This window comes from Thalassotalea sp. SU-HH00458, from assembly GCF_040362795.1.
In the GTDB taxonomy this organism is placed as follows: Bacteria; Pseudomonadota; Gammaproteobacteria; order Enterobacterales; family Alteromonadaceae; genus Thalassotalea_H; species Thalassotalea_H castellviae.
This window is the reverse complement of record NZ_BAABWW010000005.1, coordinates 139680-155187: the sequence shown is the minus strand read 5'-3', so window position 1 is coordinate 155187 and position 15508 is coordinate 139680. Positions and strand designations below refer to the sequence as shown.

Below are 15508 nucleotides of genomic sequence, written 5' to 3'. Positions count from 1 at the left end.
GTGTGCTATTTAAATGTACTTTTATTTGCTGCCAGTTTTACTTATGCAAATGCCACGCTTTCACTCGATTAAGTATCGAAACACGAATGCAATGAAGTCAACGCTCTCATTTAAAAAGATCCAAGAGATATGGCCATATTACCTATCAACCAGTATCAGCCAGCAAATTAAGCACTATATTTAAGGAGCAAGTTAATGCAAAAAATGGCTAACTTATTTTTATGTTCAGCATTGTTTGTGTGCTTACAAGTTTTTAAACCAACAGTCTTTATGGAAGTGTATCGCTTTGCTTTTGACTTTAATCCTACCCTGTATAGTAATTGGGTGCTTTACAAAATGGTGTGGTCAAATATTCAAACAGGCAGTATGGCAGCAAAAGTAATGGTTCCATTATTACTCGCTGAAGTGGCGTGGTTTTTAATGCCTGTGGCACTACATAGGTTATTAACACATAAAAGCGGCACCAAAAGAGACAAATGTAGAACATAAACACACCCATTTTGACTAATCAGCGATACTTGACCAGAACAAATGATTGTTATCGAGTAGCTTCAAAATATATAACTTGTTATCAAATAGCTATGTTATAAAATTCCCCCCCAAAATTAAGGCAGAGGCTCTCTATTTTTTTTGCCATCGAGCGCCTCTTCGAGTGTTAATGAAATCCTTTTATTGATTATGTTTCAAAAAATCAATTGACCTAAACTATGTATTCCCCTGCAGATAACGCTCCCACATACGGTGTTGTCGAGTTAACTCATCAGCAGTTTCTCGGTCTTGGGCTGCCTTTTCAAAATGTTGTTCGATCATGTCTGATTGTTTAGCCACATGTCGTTTTAAGTCTTTAACGTTATCGTTGATATTATCTAACTTAGTCGATAATGAGCGCATTGCTCGACTAAAATCTCGATGAAAATCTTTAAATTCTTCAGACTCTAAATGACGTAACGTTGCATCTTGGCCTGGGTACATGTCTTGCAACAGAGTATTCATCCGATCAATGACTAATAAATACCCCGTATTGTCATAACGATATTGATTAGCAATTCGCGATATTTGTTTTGAACGTACTAACAAACGACGCGAAAGTTCTTCGTCGCTACTAAAGTAACTTGAGTATTCATCTTCTTCTAATTCTCTTGCATTATCAGTTGCTTGATTCACTTGTGGGGCAAATGGATAAGCAATGATAAAGTCGTTATAACTGGCGATAGTGCCTCTGTCGTCTGCGAGCTCAAATGCGCGCTTATATAAGGTAAGTAACGCCTCTTGGGTGTGTTCACTTTGTGGGACATGCTTAATATACCACTGATACGACGCGATGTTATCAGCTTCTTTTACGCGTTGATAAACTTTGTTAAATACCGCGTTTGTCACACTTGCATCGTCATTAAATTTATCAGCCAAGGCTAAATAGTCAGTTAACTTTGTTGTATCTGGGTAACGTGCTATGGCATCAAGTAAACTGTCTCTTTTTATTTGAGCAGGAATATAGTCAGATTCGGCAAGTGCAATTAATCTTTTATAATCATCGTTATTTTTTAAAACGCTATGCAACGATTGATAGGCGAGTACTCGATTTTCTTTATTACCAAGCAAATCACTGTTAATAAGTGTTTGCAATAGTTGTACATCGCCATTGTTTTTAGCTTGGTTAATGTGCTGCTTGGCAAGTGTGTACCAGTCTGTTTTTAATTGCTCAATCCATTGCCTTCTCTCTGGAAAATAGCGACTTAGCGGTACATCATTTTGCTGATATAACGCGGCTAGTTTGGTTAATTGCACCATTCCTGATAATTGCTTCGCTTTTTCAGTTTCTTCAAGCAATTGCTCTGTATAAGCGCTAGAGGTGAGCTCGAGGGCATGTTTACGTAATTGATGATAATTATCGCCTGTTTCTCCTATCTTCATTAATATTTTTTCTTGTTGCCAATCGGCGATAAATATTTCGTATTTATCTTTTTTACGAAACTCTGTCGGGGCAAATACGGTAACTAAGGGTAAGTTACCTTGGTCAATAAAATCTACTTTTGCATAATGCGTATCATTTGGTGATAATTTTTTTGTTTCAAGCTCTTTAATTAAACGGCCGGTATTAACATCAAGTATATAAATGCTTCCACCTACCGATAATGCCGTATTGTTATCTTTTGAAAAGCGCAATTGCCCTCTACCAAATTCAGTGCCGGAAACCACGAAACCAGATCGCTTACGAGTATTATGATTATAAAGTTGCTTACCGGTTGCTAAATCCCAAGTGACAATACCGTATTCAACAATCGAAATTAATTTAGTATCATCTGGCGTAATAGCGATTGATTTCACTTCCCGACTATTGTCGAATTTAGCATTTTCTAACGGTAGACGTTTGCCTGAATCAACGTCAAATACGGCTAAACGATCGTGTTTTTCAAACACCAATCGTTTACCTGAAGCGGAAAACTCTGCTCTGCCATCCCAGTCACCACCTTTTATTTTTTGAATGAGTTTTACCGGGTTGGTCTGATAGATATAAAAATAGTCTTCGCTACTGTTCCAGCGTTCAAACCAAAAACCGAAGCGTTCACCATTTGGTGCCATGGTAAAGTTATAATACCGACCTCCAATAGGACTGTAAGGATTTTGATTATAATCAAGCTTATAAGACACCTTATTTTCTTGGAAAATAATATCGCCCGTTTCAAGGTTTTTAACCGTTACGCCATTACAAGATGAAGCATGACTTTTACAGCTCTTACCTGTTATGGCAAGTTTTCCTGATTCGTCGGTTTGATTTAACACATCCTGATTGCTAGGTCTTGTAGATGCATCAACAAGCGTAGACATACATGCAAATACTAAAGAACATACAATGACGATATTATATTTTTTCATTAAAATTCCTTCTAAAAATACGGGCTATTATTAAATTAATGTTAGATTAATGCATTTATATTCCAGATTCTATGTAAGCGTATAGAATTCTATAAAATATCTAACTAAAATAATTAATTAGATCTAATGAAAACCATTTTTCACTAATTAGTAACCAATTTAGTGACCGCTGACTTTGATAGCTTGTTAAGCTTTCTTCCGTTCAATAAATAATACATGTATAAAGTTCTGATTGATTTATTCATATATTGATTATGTGGTTAGGACGTATAATAAAAACATAATTAAAATACAAAAAGCCTCGAAAAACGAGGCTTTAAAATGAAATTTACAGAATTACTGAAAGGTGAAAACTATTCGATGTTCTGGATCTATCAAAACACCTTAATAGATAACACTATATTTTACAGGTAGTTACCAATAAAAATGATTATGTAAAATACTTTTTAAAAAGGCCTCTAACTACGAGGGAATTACCCCTTTTAATCTTTCAAGATCAGTATCAGATACTCCTAATTTTCTAAAATAAGTTGCCCATTCATAAGTCAATTCTTGTACTGTTGATATAATCGTTTTGGCTTTTGCCTGAGTAAGACCAAACCTTTTCGATTGCGATAACGCATTATCAATTGTTCCCGCTCTACCTTGTGCGCCTATACCAATACCATGTTGGCGAGAATTGTTTATAGGTAAAACGTCATAGGCTGGCGACAGACGCCAAGCTTTATCCGAAAATGAATATAAGAAAGCGTGGTTTCTTGAGTGATCGTCGGTGTTACCCATCATTATATTAAACACCATGCGTGTATAAAGTTCATGAGAGTCTTTTGGCTCTGCGCCATATTTCATTATAAACTCGGCCAAAGATCCATAGCTATATGTTTCAGCAAGCGCCTGATTAGTAATTTTATCTTGGTTAATTAACGAATTGGCACTTAAAAAGTGGTGTGACGGTTGGTAATTAGCACAGTCAAATCGTTCCACTAATAATATATCTTCTTGTTGACTATGTAGTATCGTCGTATTCGCTATTCTAACGTTTAGTTCTTTCAGCATAGTCATTGTCGCGTGCTCTACAAGACACACATTAAATATGTCATCTTGACGATTGAACTTGGCCAAATAACTGTTGCCATTATCCTCAATTATAGTTTTAGGTCTTGCTCCTCCCATACTTGAACCATACTCAAAAGCTTTTTTAGCTTCTTTTGAGATCTCTTCATTATTAAGAATGGCCGTTTTGCCTTTTAAGAGCATAGGAATATCCTCAAGCTTATTTTTACTTACCTTCGGCTTACATGCTGTCCTAGATAAGCTAAATGTTAATGCTCCGACTCCCATGCTATCACCAGCCAAAACTAACTCTAAAGCATTTCTAGGCTTAGTAGAGTGAAGTGATAGAATAAGTTTTTTCCCCCAACTGTCAGCTCCAGCATCTAAAATAACACCGAACATCCCCTTATTTACTCTTGTGATAAATTGGTCACTAAGTAGTGGTAAGTGCACAGGATCTAAAGGGAATGCATCTGATCTTTGCAGATAACTTTGACCATATCGAAATTTGCCAATATTGCCCTTTGCATCAAGCTCAACAATTCCGCAGATTATTGGGGAAGACTCTAGCCCATCGATAAAAACATATGCTCTAGAAATCATTTGGTAATTCCTTCTCTACTCGTGAGCTTTTTCTAACGGGATTTCTATTTACTAACTCATATTCTTTTTCAATAGTTTCAATAAATGGGTCGAGGATTTCCAATTGATTCAATATCATAAGTAAGGTATCAGAATTGATGCCTTTCCCACGTTCCAGTCTGCTAATGGTATTCTTACTTGTACCAGCTCTTAAAGCTAATTCTTCTTGATCCATAGAAGAAGCCCTCGATTGCTTTATCAAGTTACCAAGAAGTTCTTTGGTATAATCAATTTTCCTCATAAAACACCATATTTGAACAATAAAAGCTTAATTACCCAATTATGGCACATCCAATAGAAACATCAATTAACTAATCATAAATGAGACTTTATGGCCTTACTAACCATTTTTGATGATTAAATACATGAGAGGACACTAGATTATAATATTTTACTTATTTGTAGAGCGATTGGTTTGTTCGAAAGAATAAGTATAGGTACAACAATTTAAACGAGAATCTGAAAACTGTGCACTGGAAAATGAAAACTTCATAAGAAATGTAGACGTTTATTTTTACGATTATTTATCTCTTCATTCTAATTTTTGCGTCTATTTGAACGCTCATATTAGCAGTATCCTTCTTACCTGATAGTTTTGGCTAGATACACTGCTTTGATCTCAAAAAAATCCTTATATTTTTCAATCTTTTTTCTAAACCCGTTAAAGGTAAATTTTATCAGCCATTGTTTGATATATTTCTTTGCGCTTAGCTCTTCTATCTGAATGAATATAAAACTGTGGCCAAAATTTGTTGACCACTACAATGACGATAAATGAATGTTTTTAACCCTATGTAAAGGTTGATAAGTTTCTACTCGATATTCTGGATCTGCTCTCTCATTTGCTCAATAAGCACTTTCAATTCAACTGCCGCATTGGTGATGTCTGCATTGATTGATTTTGAGCCTAAGGTATTCGCTTCACGGTTAAATTCTTGCATCATAAAGTCTAAACGACGGCCTTGAGCACCACCTTTTTTCAAGATACTTTTGGTTTCTTTAACATGGCTAAAGAGGCGATCTATTTCTTCATCTACATCCATTTTTTGCGCGAGCATTACAAGTTCTTGTTCAACTCTGGTTGATTCCAGTTCAATTTTAGCGTCTGTAAATTTATCAATAATACGTGTGCGTTGCCATTGGATCACTTCAGGCATATGACCTTTTACTTTTTCAGCTTCCGCAACAATGCCATCAAGGCGTTGTTCAATAAGCGCTTTCATGTTTTCGCCTTCACTTGCTCGAGCAGCAATAAAGTCTGTTAGTGCTTGGTCAAATCCTTTTAAAATATCTGCTTGAATGCTGTCCATGTCAGCTTCTTCAGTTTCCATTACGCCAGGCCAGCGCATTATTTCGATAGGGTTCACTTGGCTATTGAGTGTTTGTTCGTTAACCCAGCTTGCATGCTCTAATAATTGCGAGGCTAAGTCTTTGTTTATTGAGAGTTTACCTTTAGTTGCTGGGTTTGCATTAAAACGTAAGCCACATTCCACTTTGCCGCGATTTAATGCTTTACGAAAACGCTCTCTTAATACGGGTTCAACACTACGAAATTGCTCAGGTAATCTGAAATAGGTTTCTAAAAAGCGTTGATTAACACTTCTAATTTCCCAAATGGCATTACCCCAATCACCTTTCACTTCAACTCGTGAAAAAGCTGTCATACTATGGATCATAATCTTTCCTATTTTTACTCTATAAAGTTTGTTTTATAAGAATGAACGAAAGGATTATGCCTGAGCGTACCAAAATTTGCTAACTTACCCACAACAAGTACTATATTTTTATGCAAACCCCGTATTCATAATCCAACCAATAAATAACACTTGCGGGACAGTAATTAGCGGTAAAAACAGTGCTGTTTTCCAGCTTTTTGTGGTGTCTTTTAATACCATAATTTCGGTATAGTCGGTTGATGCACCTGCCATGAGAAAGGTAAAAGAATTACCCGGTGCGCTGGCGCGAGTAATTAAGTCTGCCGCTATTGGTGTTGAGCCTTCAGAGCAAACTTCAATAATAGTAGCGGCAATCAGGGTTAAAAATAAGCCACTTGCGGTTGCACCAAACCATAGGTTAAAACTTTCTGGTGGTACAAAGGCTCTGACCAGTGCCACTAATACAATGCCGACAAATACCCAACGAAACACCATACGTGAATCTTTAAAACCATTTATAAACATGTTTATTAAGGCATTAGGAGTGTAATCGGCTTCTTTAATCAGCTTAGTTAGCGTTTCTTTAAAACTAAAGTCTGACGTTAGTTCATGTAGATTTTCATTTTGAGGTAACACACCCGACATTGCGAGGCGGTCAAATATAATGCCACTTGTCCAGGCAATGACTAACGAAAAGGCGATAAAGCACAAGGTCCATTGCCATCCAATTAAACCAATTAAAATAAAGGTTAATGTAAAAGAGTTCCACGGACTGGCGATGATAAACGCCATGACTTGGCCAATACTTGCGCCACGTTCATAGAGCTTCATACCAACCATTAAAATACCGTGATTACATAAATCAAATAACAAACCTGCCATAGTTGCTCTAAAAATGCCGCTTGTGGTTTGGCCTTTGCCAATAGTGGCTATAATAAGATCGCGCGGTAAGCGACTTAACCAACCAACAATGACCACCCCAAGTAGCATGCCTATCCACATAGCATCAAGCATTTCAACGGTAGTCGCACTAATAATGTACCACCAAGATTCTGACGGCGATTGAAACCAATAGCTAATAAACGCTAAAACTACAAAACTGCTTCCTCCCCATAACAACCAGTCAATACTACCTTTGACGGGTTCACAACAGTCAGCTGATTGTGGTTGCATACTGTTGTCTTTGGCTGAATTAGTCTCTTGTTGTTTGTCTGTGCTGCAACAATTACTCATTTAACAACTCCTCATTGGTTGTTTCGTCAATTAACCCTTCGATTAAATGGCAAACATGATCCCCCGTAGGTGTGCAATCAGGAAGTGATTGCCAAGTTGCCAAGGCTGCTTTCATTTGTTGACACGTTGCCTGCATTGCGGCAATTTTTTCTTCGGTTTCGATAATTCTATCTTTGATGATTTCTCTTACGGTTGGACAAGGAGAACTACCTGAGTTTGACTGGTCAATCACAGTTTCAATATCGTGTAGTGAAAAACCTAACGATTTAGCCTGAATAATAAACTCAAGCCGTCGCTGATCAGCGGGTAGATATTCTTTATAACCGTTAATGGGGTTTGTTTGTGGCTTTAACAATCCAATACGAGTGTAGTAACGTACCGTATCTAGGCTAAGCGAATACCGCTGTGCAAGTTGTTTTACTCTCATAACATTAACCTATAGCAAATCATAGCCATACTATAAAGCTATGAGTTACTCACAGGTCAACTATATTTTTAAAAGTCTAGCTTGCTAACCACCGCGTCTTAATATGATCTGCCACACGAAACGCATTGGCATAAATAGTGAAGGTATAAGGAACACTACCGCCTGTAGGCATAAATGAGCCGTCGGTGACATAAAGATTTTTCACTTCGTGCGCCTGACAATATTTATTGAGCACAGACGTTTTAGGGTCATTGCCAAAGCGACAGCCACCCGCCATTAAATTAGTGGGTGGCGAACTACTGACCGAAGTAGCAATGTTTTTAGCGCCTAATTTTTTCAGTAAAGCCGCGCCTTTTTCTGCTAAATACTCACCTACTTCAAGATCATGGTTATGACTACCAATTCTAACTTTGGCCACAGGATCGCCCCATTTATCTGTCACTTCTTCATCTAATGCAACAAAACAATTATCGGTAGGTAACCAATCATTAAACACTTCAAATCTAAGCGTTTTATAAGTCGTAAATTCGTTAAAAATATTTTGCTTGAGTGCTTCCCCCCAAACCAATTCGTTATGCTCATTCCACTGGCTGCCACCTACTCGAGCAATAGGATTTTGATGAAACAAAAAGTCGATTGTGCCACCTTTAGCTTTGCCATTTTTATTTGCGCCTTGAAACTTTTTATCGTCTATTTGATACCAATCTTGTAACGCTCGATTAATAAATGGGCCTACTTGTTTTAATTCAGCCTGTTGTTGTTTATCAATCTCGTCAAAGAAAAAGTCGCCAGAGCCAGTGCCACCGGCACTAAATATAAGGTTTTTTCCCACTTGACCACTGCTATTCGCTAGCCCTTGCGGAAAATAATCACTTGTTGATGACAATAATAAACGAGAAGTTTCAATAGCTTGGCAAGCAACTACATATATTTTAGCGGTTACTTGCTGATCACGCCCTTGGCGATCATAATATTGCACACCAGTAACTTCACCTTGGTCATTACTGTTAATATGGTGAACTTTAGCGTTGGGGATAATGGTTAAATTGCCAGTGGCAACAGCATGATTTAATAACGCCGCTCGACCACTCCCTTTTGCACCGGTTGAACAACCATAACTACTACAATACCCTGAATATTCACAACTATTCCTTCCCATGGCAGGTTGAGAAAGTACCGCACGTGGAACAGGAATCGCATGAAAACCTAACGCTTGAGCACCTTTGTCTATCCATGATGAAACGGCGTGTTCAGCCAATGGCGGATAGGGAAAATCTTCGGTTGAACGAGGTTCTTGATGGGGATGTTTAACGACTTTGCCTGATACACCAACCTCTCTTTCAACTTGAGCATAATAGGGTTCCAGTTCATCATAGCTGATCGGCCAATCGACAATATTGGCTCCTTCAATCGCACCGAATTCAGAACGAAGTCGAAAGTCTACGGGTTTTAAACGGTGAAAATAACCGCTCATAAAATTGGAAGAGCCACCAACAACTGTGCCATTCCAGAAGCTCCAACCTGACTCGCTCGTAGGTTCACCATCCCAATAGGTTGAACCGTTTTCACGCACATATTCTTCTTCAATCACGTGTTGCTCATCCGCTAAATTGGGGTTGTAGGAGTCACGTAAACTGATCGCTAATTCATCTTTATAGAATTCTTTTTCTGTTAACCATGGGCCCTTTTCTAACACCAACACTTTTGCACCGGCTTTTGCTAAGGTATACGCAACCGGCGAGGCACCGGCACCACTGCCAACAATACAAATATCATAACTCATGCTTTGTTATTTCCTTTGTTTGACTGGGTGGTAAATTTAGCGATTAATGACTTACTTTCCATGCGTTGCGCTTGTTTATTTACCGCTAAATTACCTGTGGGTAATTCATAATATCGCTTTCCTGCTGGCGGCAAAGGAAAGCCAGCTTGATGATTGAGCCATTTCCAGCCAATTCCATCAGGATTACCGCCATATGCCGGCGGCGACAACATCGCTTCATATAAATTAAGAATCATCATGTTAAGCCAATTTTGGCCAGCTTCAGATTGGCTAATCGCTCGAAAAGTTTGCTCTTTTTCATCGGTATTTAATGCTATAAAATTGTTGCTGAATTTATTTTGGGTGAAGCCATTTAACCAACCAACACCGCGATAAATAAAGTCTATTTCATCTTGAGAGGTGGGCTGTTCATGCACAAGTTGATAGAGATAAAAAGTGGCCTGAATATCTTGAGCACTAGGTCCCGTTTTAGACGCTGGAAAAAGGTGTTCGAATACTGCATCTAGGGTTTGCCAAACGGTATCTTTTAACGCCAATTGGTAAGCATTATTCTCAGAAGTAGCATTGAACGCAATAGCCGGTAATGCTGCAATAGCTGATGCTCCAGCGGCAGACTTTAATAAATGACGACGCGATAGTTTTTTCTTTAACCACAAAGGTGTTCGGTAATTTTCATTAAAAAATGAGGGCATTAATCTGTCTCACTTTGGTTAACATTTCTATGATTGTTGCCAACGTTCCATTTCTCAAGAAAACTTAACCACGCTTCTCTAGAATAGTTACCCTGCGTTAATAGCTCTGCGGTATCTTTAGATAACATCATTTTACCTGTAGCAGTAGAGACATACATATGAGGGTATCCTAAGGTTGGCGGTAGTGATTTCATAAATGCTTCGTTTTCATTTGAATCGCTAACATTAATTTTTAATAACACATATTCACTATGAAGCTTTTGATAAATATCAGGATTTTTTTCTAAAAAGGCATCCATTTTATGACACCAAGTGCACCAATTTCCGCCAATTTCAATTAAGACATTTCGATTGGTTTTCTTCGCTAACTCAATAGCAGCTTTCGCATCCGAAAACGGGTCGCGTTGATCGTCATATATACGACTATATTCCGGTAAGCTATCACTTGTTTCAAACGATTCTTCAGCAATTGCAAACGCATGAATAAGAAAGGCTGTCAAAAGAATAGCGAAAGAATGCTTCATAATTTATTCCAAATATTGAGACTATCAAACATGACCTTGTTTTAAACAACTATATTTCAAAATTCTTTGTCCGTCATTATGTCAATATGAAACTTAAGCGATTATAATGCGACCATTATTTTACTCACAGAGAATTTATCATGCGTCCAAGCGGCAGAACATTAGGACAAATTCGTCCGGTTACCATCACTCGTCAATTTACTGCACATGCAGAAGGCTCCGTTTTAATAGAATTTGGTGATACCAAAGTGATTTGTACTGCCTCAGTTGAAGAAGGCGTTCCTCGTTTTCTAAAAGGCCAAGGTAAAGGATGGGTTACCGCTGAATATGGCATGTTACCTCGTTCTACGCATACTCGCATGAGACGTGAAGCAGCTAGCGGCAAACAAAGTGGTCGTACATTAGAAATTTCTCGTTTAATTGCACGTGCGTTAAGAGCCGCTGTTGATTTAAAAGCATTAGGTGAAAATACTATCAGTGTTGATTGTGATGTTATTCAAGCCGACGGTGGTACCAGAACCGCTTCTATTACCGGTGCCTGTGTAGCATTAGTTGATGCACTCAATTACATGCGTGCTAAAGACATTATCAAAACAAATCCGTTAAAGCATATGATTGCTGCTATTTCAGTAGGCATATATAAAGGTGAACCGGTGGCTGATTTAGATTACCCAGAAGATTCGGCAGCAGACACCGACATGAATGTGGTAATGACTGACACAGGTAAATTAATTGAAATTCAAGGTACAGCGGAAGAAGAGCCGTTCAGCTTTGATGAAATGCAAGAAATGCTAACTTTGGCTAAGAATGCCATTAACGAATTATTCGATCTGCAAAAAACAGCGTTAAATTAATAGGACCAAACATGAAAGCTTATCAACGTGAATTTATTGAATTCGCCTTAAATAAACAGGTATTACGTTTTGGTGAATTCACTTTAAAATCAGGGCGTACCAGTCCTTACTTTTTTAATGCTGGTTTATTTAATACCGGCGGTGATTTAGCTCGTTTAGGCCGTTTTTATGCTTCGGCTTTAATGGATGCAGATATTGATTTTGATTTGTTATTTGGCCCTGCATATAAAGGGATCCCTATTGCAACTACTACGGCTGTTGCCTTAGCAGATCACCATAATAAAGATTTACCTTACTGCTTTAACCGTAAAGAAGCGAAAACTCATGGTGAAGGAGGCAGTTTAGTTGGCTCACCTCTTGAGGGTAAAATCATGCTAGTGGATGACGTGATCACCGCTGGTACTGCAATTCGTGAATCAATGGAAATAATTAAAGCACACGGAGCTGAGCTTTCAGGCGTATTAATTGCACTAGACCGTCAAGAAAAAGGAAAAGGCGAACTTTCGGCGATCCAAGAAGTAGAGCGTGATTTTGGCACGAAAGTCATCTCAATTGTCACGTTAACCGACTTAATTACCTATTTAGAAGAGCAACCTGATATGGCAGATAGCTTAGCAACTATCAAACAATATCAAGAAGACTATGGTATTTAAGCGACCGTTTATCGTCAGTGATAAGAGCAAAAAACCTAAATTCCTTTAAGAATTTAGGTTTTTTTGTTTTTACCGTCAACCATTTAAAATATTGGCTTGAGAAACGCTTAAGCCGTTAATTCAAATTGATAGCTAGGTTGTTTTTCATATGCGCGATTAATATTGGCGTAAAAGCTTTCAATCCGTAAAGCTCGTTGGTCAATATCAACAGAACGTGTTGGGGCAACGGCTTCTTGTTCCTTCAAGGTTCTTTCCATCGCGCGATCAAAATCAGTTGATTCAAGATTATTTAACGCGTTTTCTTGTTCACTGTCATCACTCGAAAGCTTAGTAAGATTTTCGGTATCTGACTTACCAGTAGTCGAATTTAAACCCGCCAGTTCAGATTGAGCTTGCAGAATTTTTTTAGTGGCTGAATTAGCAACTCGTAAATCTTGGGCTGAGGGTTGAACAGGCGCTAGCGCTGCAGCATACACCTTCTGCATTTTACTGATAGTGGCTTGTGGGTCACCTTCTACAGCGGATAAATCAACAGAAACTTCGCCATCAACGGCATACTTTTTACCATCGGGGCCGGTTTCAAATGAATAAGACGGAGAACCTGTCGTTGAACCGCCAACAGCAGCGTGGGCTGATTCATGAGCACGCACCTCTTGATCACGATCGGCTAACTCATTAATCACTTTTTGTTCAGCAACTTCTTGTTTTTCTACTTGTTGCTTTTCATAGTTCTCTTGTTCAGCGTCTTCGATATTCTCCGCAGATGAAGCTTCTTTGGCTTTTTTAGAAAATGGTTGTTGACTTTGCTCTTCATCCTTCGACGAACCATGTTCTTCATCAGAGATCGTCGTATTGGCTATTTCGGCCTGTTTACGTATGTTTTCAAAATCAATATGTTCATTATTTTGTGCCGGTGTACGTGCTCGCTCACGTTCAGAGGCGACACCTTTTTCTCCGGCAGATTGCTGGGCAGCAGCGGGTTTTGTGATGATTTCTCTTTGATTATTTTCACGGCGCAACGCATCCGTTGGTGGGTTTACCACCGTCGGGATTGGCGTAGTAGTTGTGTGCGGCGTGATATTCATGATTTAAATACTTACATCCAGTAACGTGCCTAATGCTTCATCGGCAGTTTTAATAACATTTGCCGATGCTTTCGCTTGATGTTCTGCAACTTTCAAATCGACGATAGATTGATTTAAATTTGGCGTATCTATTGATGAAGTTTTAACTTCAGTTTCAGCGCTATCTTCAACATTAAATTGTGCCGCATGCTCATGGCTAATATGGGCAATATCACTTGCCGCTTGAGTCGCTGATTCAGTCGCTTTTTGAAAACCTTCAACACCTGAATTAAATGCAGATTGAACGTTCATAGTATTTCCCCTTAATATCTTTAATAAGTGATAAAAAATATATTCTGAACACTTATTTTTACAACGGATATTTAGTGCAAACCAATGTGTTTAATTATTAACCAAATCAGCTCGAATGTAAAGTTTTTGGCGAGTGACTAATGCGATACAAACCGTTGATTAAGCCACGAAGAAAGCTTTTCAACAAAGTTTTCGAGCTCACTAATAAAAGGGGCATGCGAGGCTTTTTCAAAAATAACAACATCACTTTCATGCGCTAACAAAGAGACTTGTTCAATGACTGCTTTTGGTACTAAACCATCAAGTTTGCCATAAATACGTAAAAACGGTTGGCTGACAAGCTTAAGTTGTTGACGTTGATCTTCCTGTTCTAAGAACCTTAAAGATAAATCTAAAGTCGATTTACTAGGCATAGGGTATTGCATGATCAATTCACGTAACTGCTTTATATCGTTACGTAAATGCGGGCTACCCATGGCTTGTATTTTCAAAAAATTATTAATAGTTTTTTGGGTATCTTCTTCAAGTTGACGATGAAATAAGCTTAATACTTCCGGTTTAATACCCGGCCAATTTTCTTGTTCAACAAAGCATGGCGTACTCGCAACCGTAATAAGTCCAAGTACTTTATCAGGGTGGCTACATGCCAACTCTGTCGCAATTATACCGCCTAAAGACCAACCAATAATAACAGCGGGTTCATCAATAATGTCTGCAATATGTTGAGCAATATTTTTTATAGTGTAAGGCGATACTTGATAATCAAGGTTATTACCAAAGCCTGGTAAATCAACGGTAATTATTCGAAAAGACTGTTCAAGCTGTTTAACACTTGGTTGCCAAACCCCCGAGTTGAGCCCCCAACCATGTATAAACACTAAAGGTAATCCAGCACCACTACTCGTAAATTTCAACATTGTTGCCATACTTATACTAGAGATTTAAAAAGCGTCAGTGTATAGAAAGTGATAAACAAATGGAATTGGATAACAAAATTGCTGGGCAATTATTCACGCATCTACATCGTTATTTTGCTGAATGTTTAACATTAACTCGACAGACCATGAGCGAGTGTGAGTTATGTAAAAGTGCTCACGTAATACATCCCTTGTTATGTCAATATTGTTACGACGATTTACCCTTATTTTCTTACCAACATTTTGGTTTTAATTTACTGAATTGGCCGGCCATTGATAAGCTCTTTCCACAAAGATCATTTGAGCAATTGCTTTGCCTTGCGCCTTATATCGCGCCATTTGATCAGTGGCTAATAGATTTTAAATATCAAAAGCGTTTTGAACTAGCGGATCTTTTGGGTTATTTGTTGGCAGAATTATGGCAAAAACAAGTAAACGAACAACAGGATGTCGCAATACTTTCAGTGCCCATTCACCTAAAAAAATGGCAGCAGCGAGGTTTTAATCAAGCGCATTTAATTGCACGAGCCTTCAATCGTCGAACAAAAATTCCTTATTTAGAACAAGCTTTGCGTAGAACAACTTATAGTAAGAGCCAAGTAGGACAAAGTGGCAAGTTACGACGCAAGCTTTTAAAGAATGCCTTTGCGTTATCTGAAGAATTTGATACGTTACCAAGTCATATCATCTTATTGGATGATGTGATCACCACAGGAAGTACAGTGAACACCTTATGTAAATTATTAAAATTAAAGGGAGTAAAACACATTACCGTATTAACGGTTGCGCTTACACTCCCTAAATAATCTCAGGCTAAGTGGTATT

General features: G+C 38.2%; 16 protein-coding genes. 4 read left to right on the top strand and 12 right to left on the bottom strand.

Annotated features, from left to right (window positions below):
* The first annotated feature begins 195 nt into the window (after positions 1-195).
* The gene (locus ABXH06_RS09495) at positions 196-489 is read left to right on the top strand and encodes a hypothetical protein (protein WP_311581566.1); all 294 of its coding nucleotides are present in this window, start codon (positions 196-198) and stop codon (positions 487-489) included.
* Positions 490-705: 216 nt separating this feature from the next.
* On the opposite strand, the gene ABXH06_RS09490 is transcribed toward ABXH06_RS09495, so the two are convergent.
* The 9 genes from ABXH06_RS09490 to ABXH06_RS09450 form a co-directional block, all read right to left on the bottom strand.
* Entirely contained in the window at positions 706-2874 is a 2169-nt protein-coding gene (locus ABXH06_RS09490; protein WP_353518085.1) for a WD40 repeat domain-containing protein, read from the bottom strand.
* Positions 2875-3336: 462 nt separating this feature from the next.
* Positions 3337-4530, bottom strand: coding sequence for a type II toxin-antitoxin system HipA family toxin (locus tag ABXH06_RS09485; protein WP_353518084.1), 1194 nt, complete (start codon positions 4528-4530; stop codon positions 3337-3339).
* Complete coding sequence (locus tag ABXH06_RS09480; protein ID WP_353518083.1) at positions 4520-4810, bottom strand: helix-turn-helix domain-containing protein; 291 nt, start codon at positions 4808-4810, stop codon at positions 4520-4522. The genes ABXH06_RS09485 and ABXH06_RS09480 overlap by 11 nt, the downstream gene beginning before the upstream one ends.
* 571 nt (positions 4811-5381) lie before the next feature.
* Complete coding sequence (locus ABXH06_RS09475; RefSeq protein WP_311581576.1) at positions 5382-6245, bottom strand: YicC/YloC family endoribonuclease; 864 nt, start codon at positions 6243-6245, stop codon at positions 5382-5384.
* 108 nt (positions 6246-6353) lie between these two features.
* Positions 6354-7457 carry a permease gene (locus ABXH06_RS09470; RefSeq protein WP_353518082.1) on the bottom strand — a complete coding sequence of 368 codons (1104 nt, stop codon included), beginning with the start codon at positions 7455-7457 and terminating at the stop codon, positions 6354-6356.
* Complete coding sequence (locus ABXH06_RS09465; RefSeq protein ID WP_311581580.1) at positions 7450-7884, bottom strand: MerR family DNA-binding protein; 435 nt, start codon at positions 7882-7884, stop codon at positions 7450-7452. Before ABXH06_RS09465 ends, ABXH06_RS09470 begins: the two co-directional genes overlap by 8 nt.
* Positions 7885-7960: 76 nt before the next feature.
* A complete protein-coding gene (locus ABXH06_RS09460; protein ID WP_353518081.1) occupies positions 7961-9667 on the bottom strand; it encodes a GMC family oxidoreductase in 1707 nt (568 codons plus the stop codon).
* Positions 9664-10359, bottom strand: coding sequence for a gluconate 2-dehydrogenase subunit 3 family protein (locus tag ABXH06_RS09455; RefSeq protein ID WP_353518080.1), 696 nt, complete (start codon positions 10357-10359; stop codon positions 9664-9666). The genes ABXH06_RS09460 and ABXH06_RS09455 overlap by 4 nt, the downstream gene beginning before the upstream one ends.
* On the bottom strand, positions 10359-10883 hold the full coding sequence (locus ABXH06_RS09450) for a thioredoxin family protein (RefSeq protein WP_353518079.1): 525 nt from the start codon (positions 10881-10883) through the stop codon (positions 10359-10361). The genes ABXH06_RS09455 and ABXH06_RS09450 overlap by 1 nt, the downstream gene beginning before the upstream one ends.
* A 140-nt stretch (positions 10884-11023) precedes the next feature.
* On the opposite strand from ABXH06_RS09450, the gene rph reads away from it, so the two are divergent.
* Positions 11024-11737 carry a ribonuclease PH gene (gene rph, locus ABXH06_RS09445; protein ID WP_311581588.1) on the top strand — a complete coding sequence of 238 codons (714 nt, stop codon included), beginning with the start codon at positions 11024-11026 and terminating at the stop codon, positions 11735-11737.
* An 11-nt stretch (positions 11738-11748) separates the two neighbouring features.
* Positions 11749-12390: an orotate phosphoribosyltransferase gene (gene pyrE, locus ABXH06_RS09440; RefSeq protein WP_311581590.1), complete on the top strand. Its 642-nt coding sequence runs from the start codon at positions 11749-11751 to the stop codon at positions 12388-12390.
* Positions 12391-12497: 107 nt separating this feature from the next.
* On the opposite strand, the gene ABXH06_RS09435 is transcribed toward pyrE, so the two are convergent.
* The 3 genes from ABXH06_RS09435 to bioH all read right to left on the bottom strand — a co-directional run bounded on the left by ABXH06_RS09435 (position 12498) and on the right by bioH (position 14683).
* Positions 12498-13475, bottom strand: a complete 978-nt coding sequence (locus ABXH06_RS09435; protein WP_353518078.1) for a putative metalloprotease CJM1_0395 family protein — start codon at positions 13473-13475, stop codon at positions 12498-12500.
* 3 nt (positions 13476-13478) lie between these two features.
* On the bottom strand, positions 13479-13766 hold the full coding sequence (locus tag ABXH06_RS09430; RefSeq protein ID WP_353518077.1) for a hypothetical protein: 288 nt from the start codon (positions 13764-13766) through the stop codon (positions 13479-13481).
* 137 nt (positions 13767-13903) lie between these two features.
* Positions 13904-14683, bottom strand: a complete 780-nt coding sequence (bioH, locus tag ABXH06_RS09425) for a pimeloyl-ACP methyl ester esterase BioH (RefSeq protein ID WP_311581596.1) — start codon at positions 14681-14683, stop codon at positions 13904-13906.
* A gap of 59 nt (positions 14684-14742) precedes the next feature.
* Between bioH and ABXH06_RS09420 the strand changes: the two genes are divergently transcribed.
* Positions 14743-15489: a ComF family protein gene (locus tag ABXH06_RS09420; protein ID WP_353518076.1), complete on the top strand. Its 747-nt coding sequence runs from the start codon at positions 14743-14745 to the stop codon at positions 15487-15489.
* The last annotated feature ends 19 nt before the right edge of the window (positions 15490-15508 follow it).

Coding starts and splice junctions, on each gene's coding strand:
- ABXH06_RS09495 (WP_311581566.1), top strand. CDS start 196: ATGCAAAAAATGGCTAACTTATTTTTATGTTCAGCATTGTTTGTGTGC.
- ABXH06_RS09490 (WP_353518085.1), bottom strand. CDS start 2,874: ATGAAAAAATATAATATCGTCATTGTATGTTCTTTAGTATTTGCATGT.
- ABXH06_RS09485 (WP_353518084.1), bottom strand. CDS start 4,530: ATGATTTCTAGAGCATATGTTTTTATCGATGGGCTAGAGTCTTCCCCA.
- ABXH06_RS09480 (WP_353518083.1), bottom strand. CDS start 4,810: ATGAGGAAAATTGATTATACCAAAGAACTTCTTGGTAACTTGATAAAG.
- ABXH06_RS09475 (WP_311581576.1), bottom strand. CDS start 6,245: ATGATCCATAGTATGACAGCTTTTTCACGAGTTGAAGTGAAAGGTGAT.
- ABXH06_RS09470 (WP_353518082.1), bottom strand. CDS start 7,457: ATGAGTAATTGTTGCAGCACAGACAAACAACAAGAGACTAATTCAGCC.
- ABXH06_RS09465 (WP_311581580.1), bottom strand. CDS start 7,884: ATGAGAGTAAAACAACTTGCACAGCGGTATTCGCTTAGCCTAGATACG.
- ABXH06_RS09460 (WP_353518081.1), bottom strand. CDS start 9,667: ATGAGTTATGATATTTGTATTGTTGGCAGTGGTGCCGGTGCCTCGCCG.
- ABXH06_RS09455 (WP_353518080.1), bottom strand. CDS start 10,359: ATGCCCTCATTTTTTAATGAAAATTACCGAACACCTTTGTGGTTAAAG.
- ABXH06_RS09450 (WP_353518079.1), bottom strand. CDS start 10,883: ATGAAGCATTCTTTCGCTATTCTTTTGACAGCCTTTCTTATTCATGCG.
- rph (WP_311581588.1), top strand. CDS start 11,024: ATGCGTCCAAGCGGCAGAACATTAGGACAAATTCGTCCGGTTACCATC.
- pyrE (WP_311581590.1), top strand. CDS start 11,749: ATGAAAGCTTATCAACGTGAATTTATTGAATTCGCCTTAAATAAACAG.
- ABXH06_RS09435 (WP_353518078.1), bottom strand. CDS start 13,475: ATGAATATCACGCCGCACACAACTACTACGCCAATCCCGACGGTGGTA.
- ABXH06_RS09430 (WP_353518077.1), bottom strand. CDS start 13,766: ATGAACGTTCAATCTGCATTTAATTCAGGTGTTGAAGGTTTTCAAAAA.
- bioH (WP_311581596.1), bottom strand. CDS start 14,683: ATGTTGAAATTTACGAGTAGTGGTGCTGGATTACCTTTAGTGTTTATA.
- ABXH06_RS09420 (WP_353518076.1), top strand. CDS start 14,743: ATGGAATTGGATAACAAAATTGCTGGGCAATTATTCACGCATCTACAT.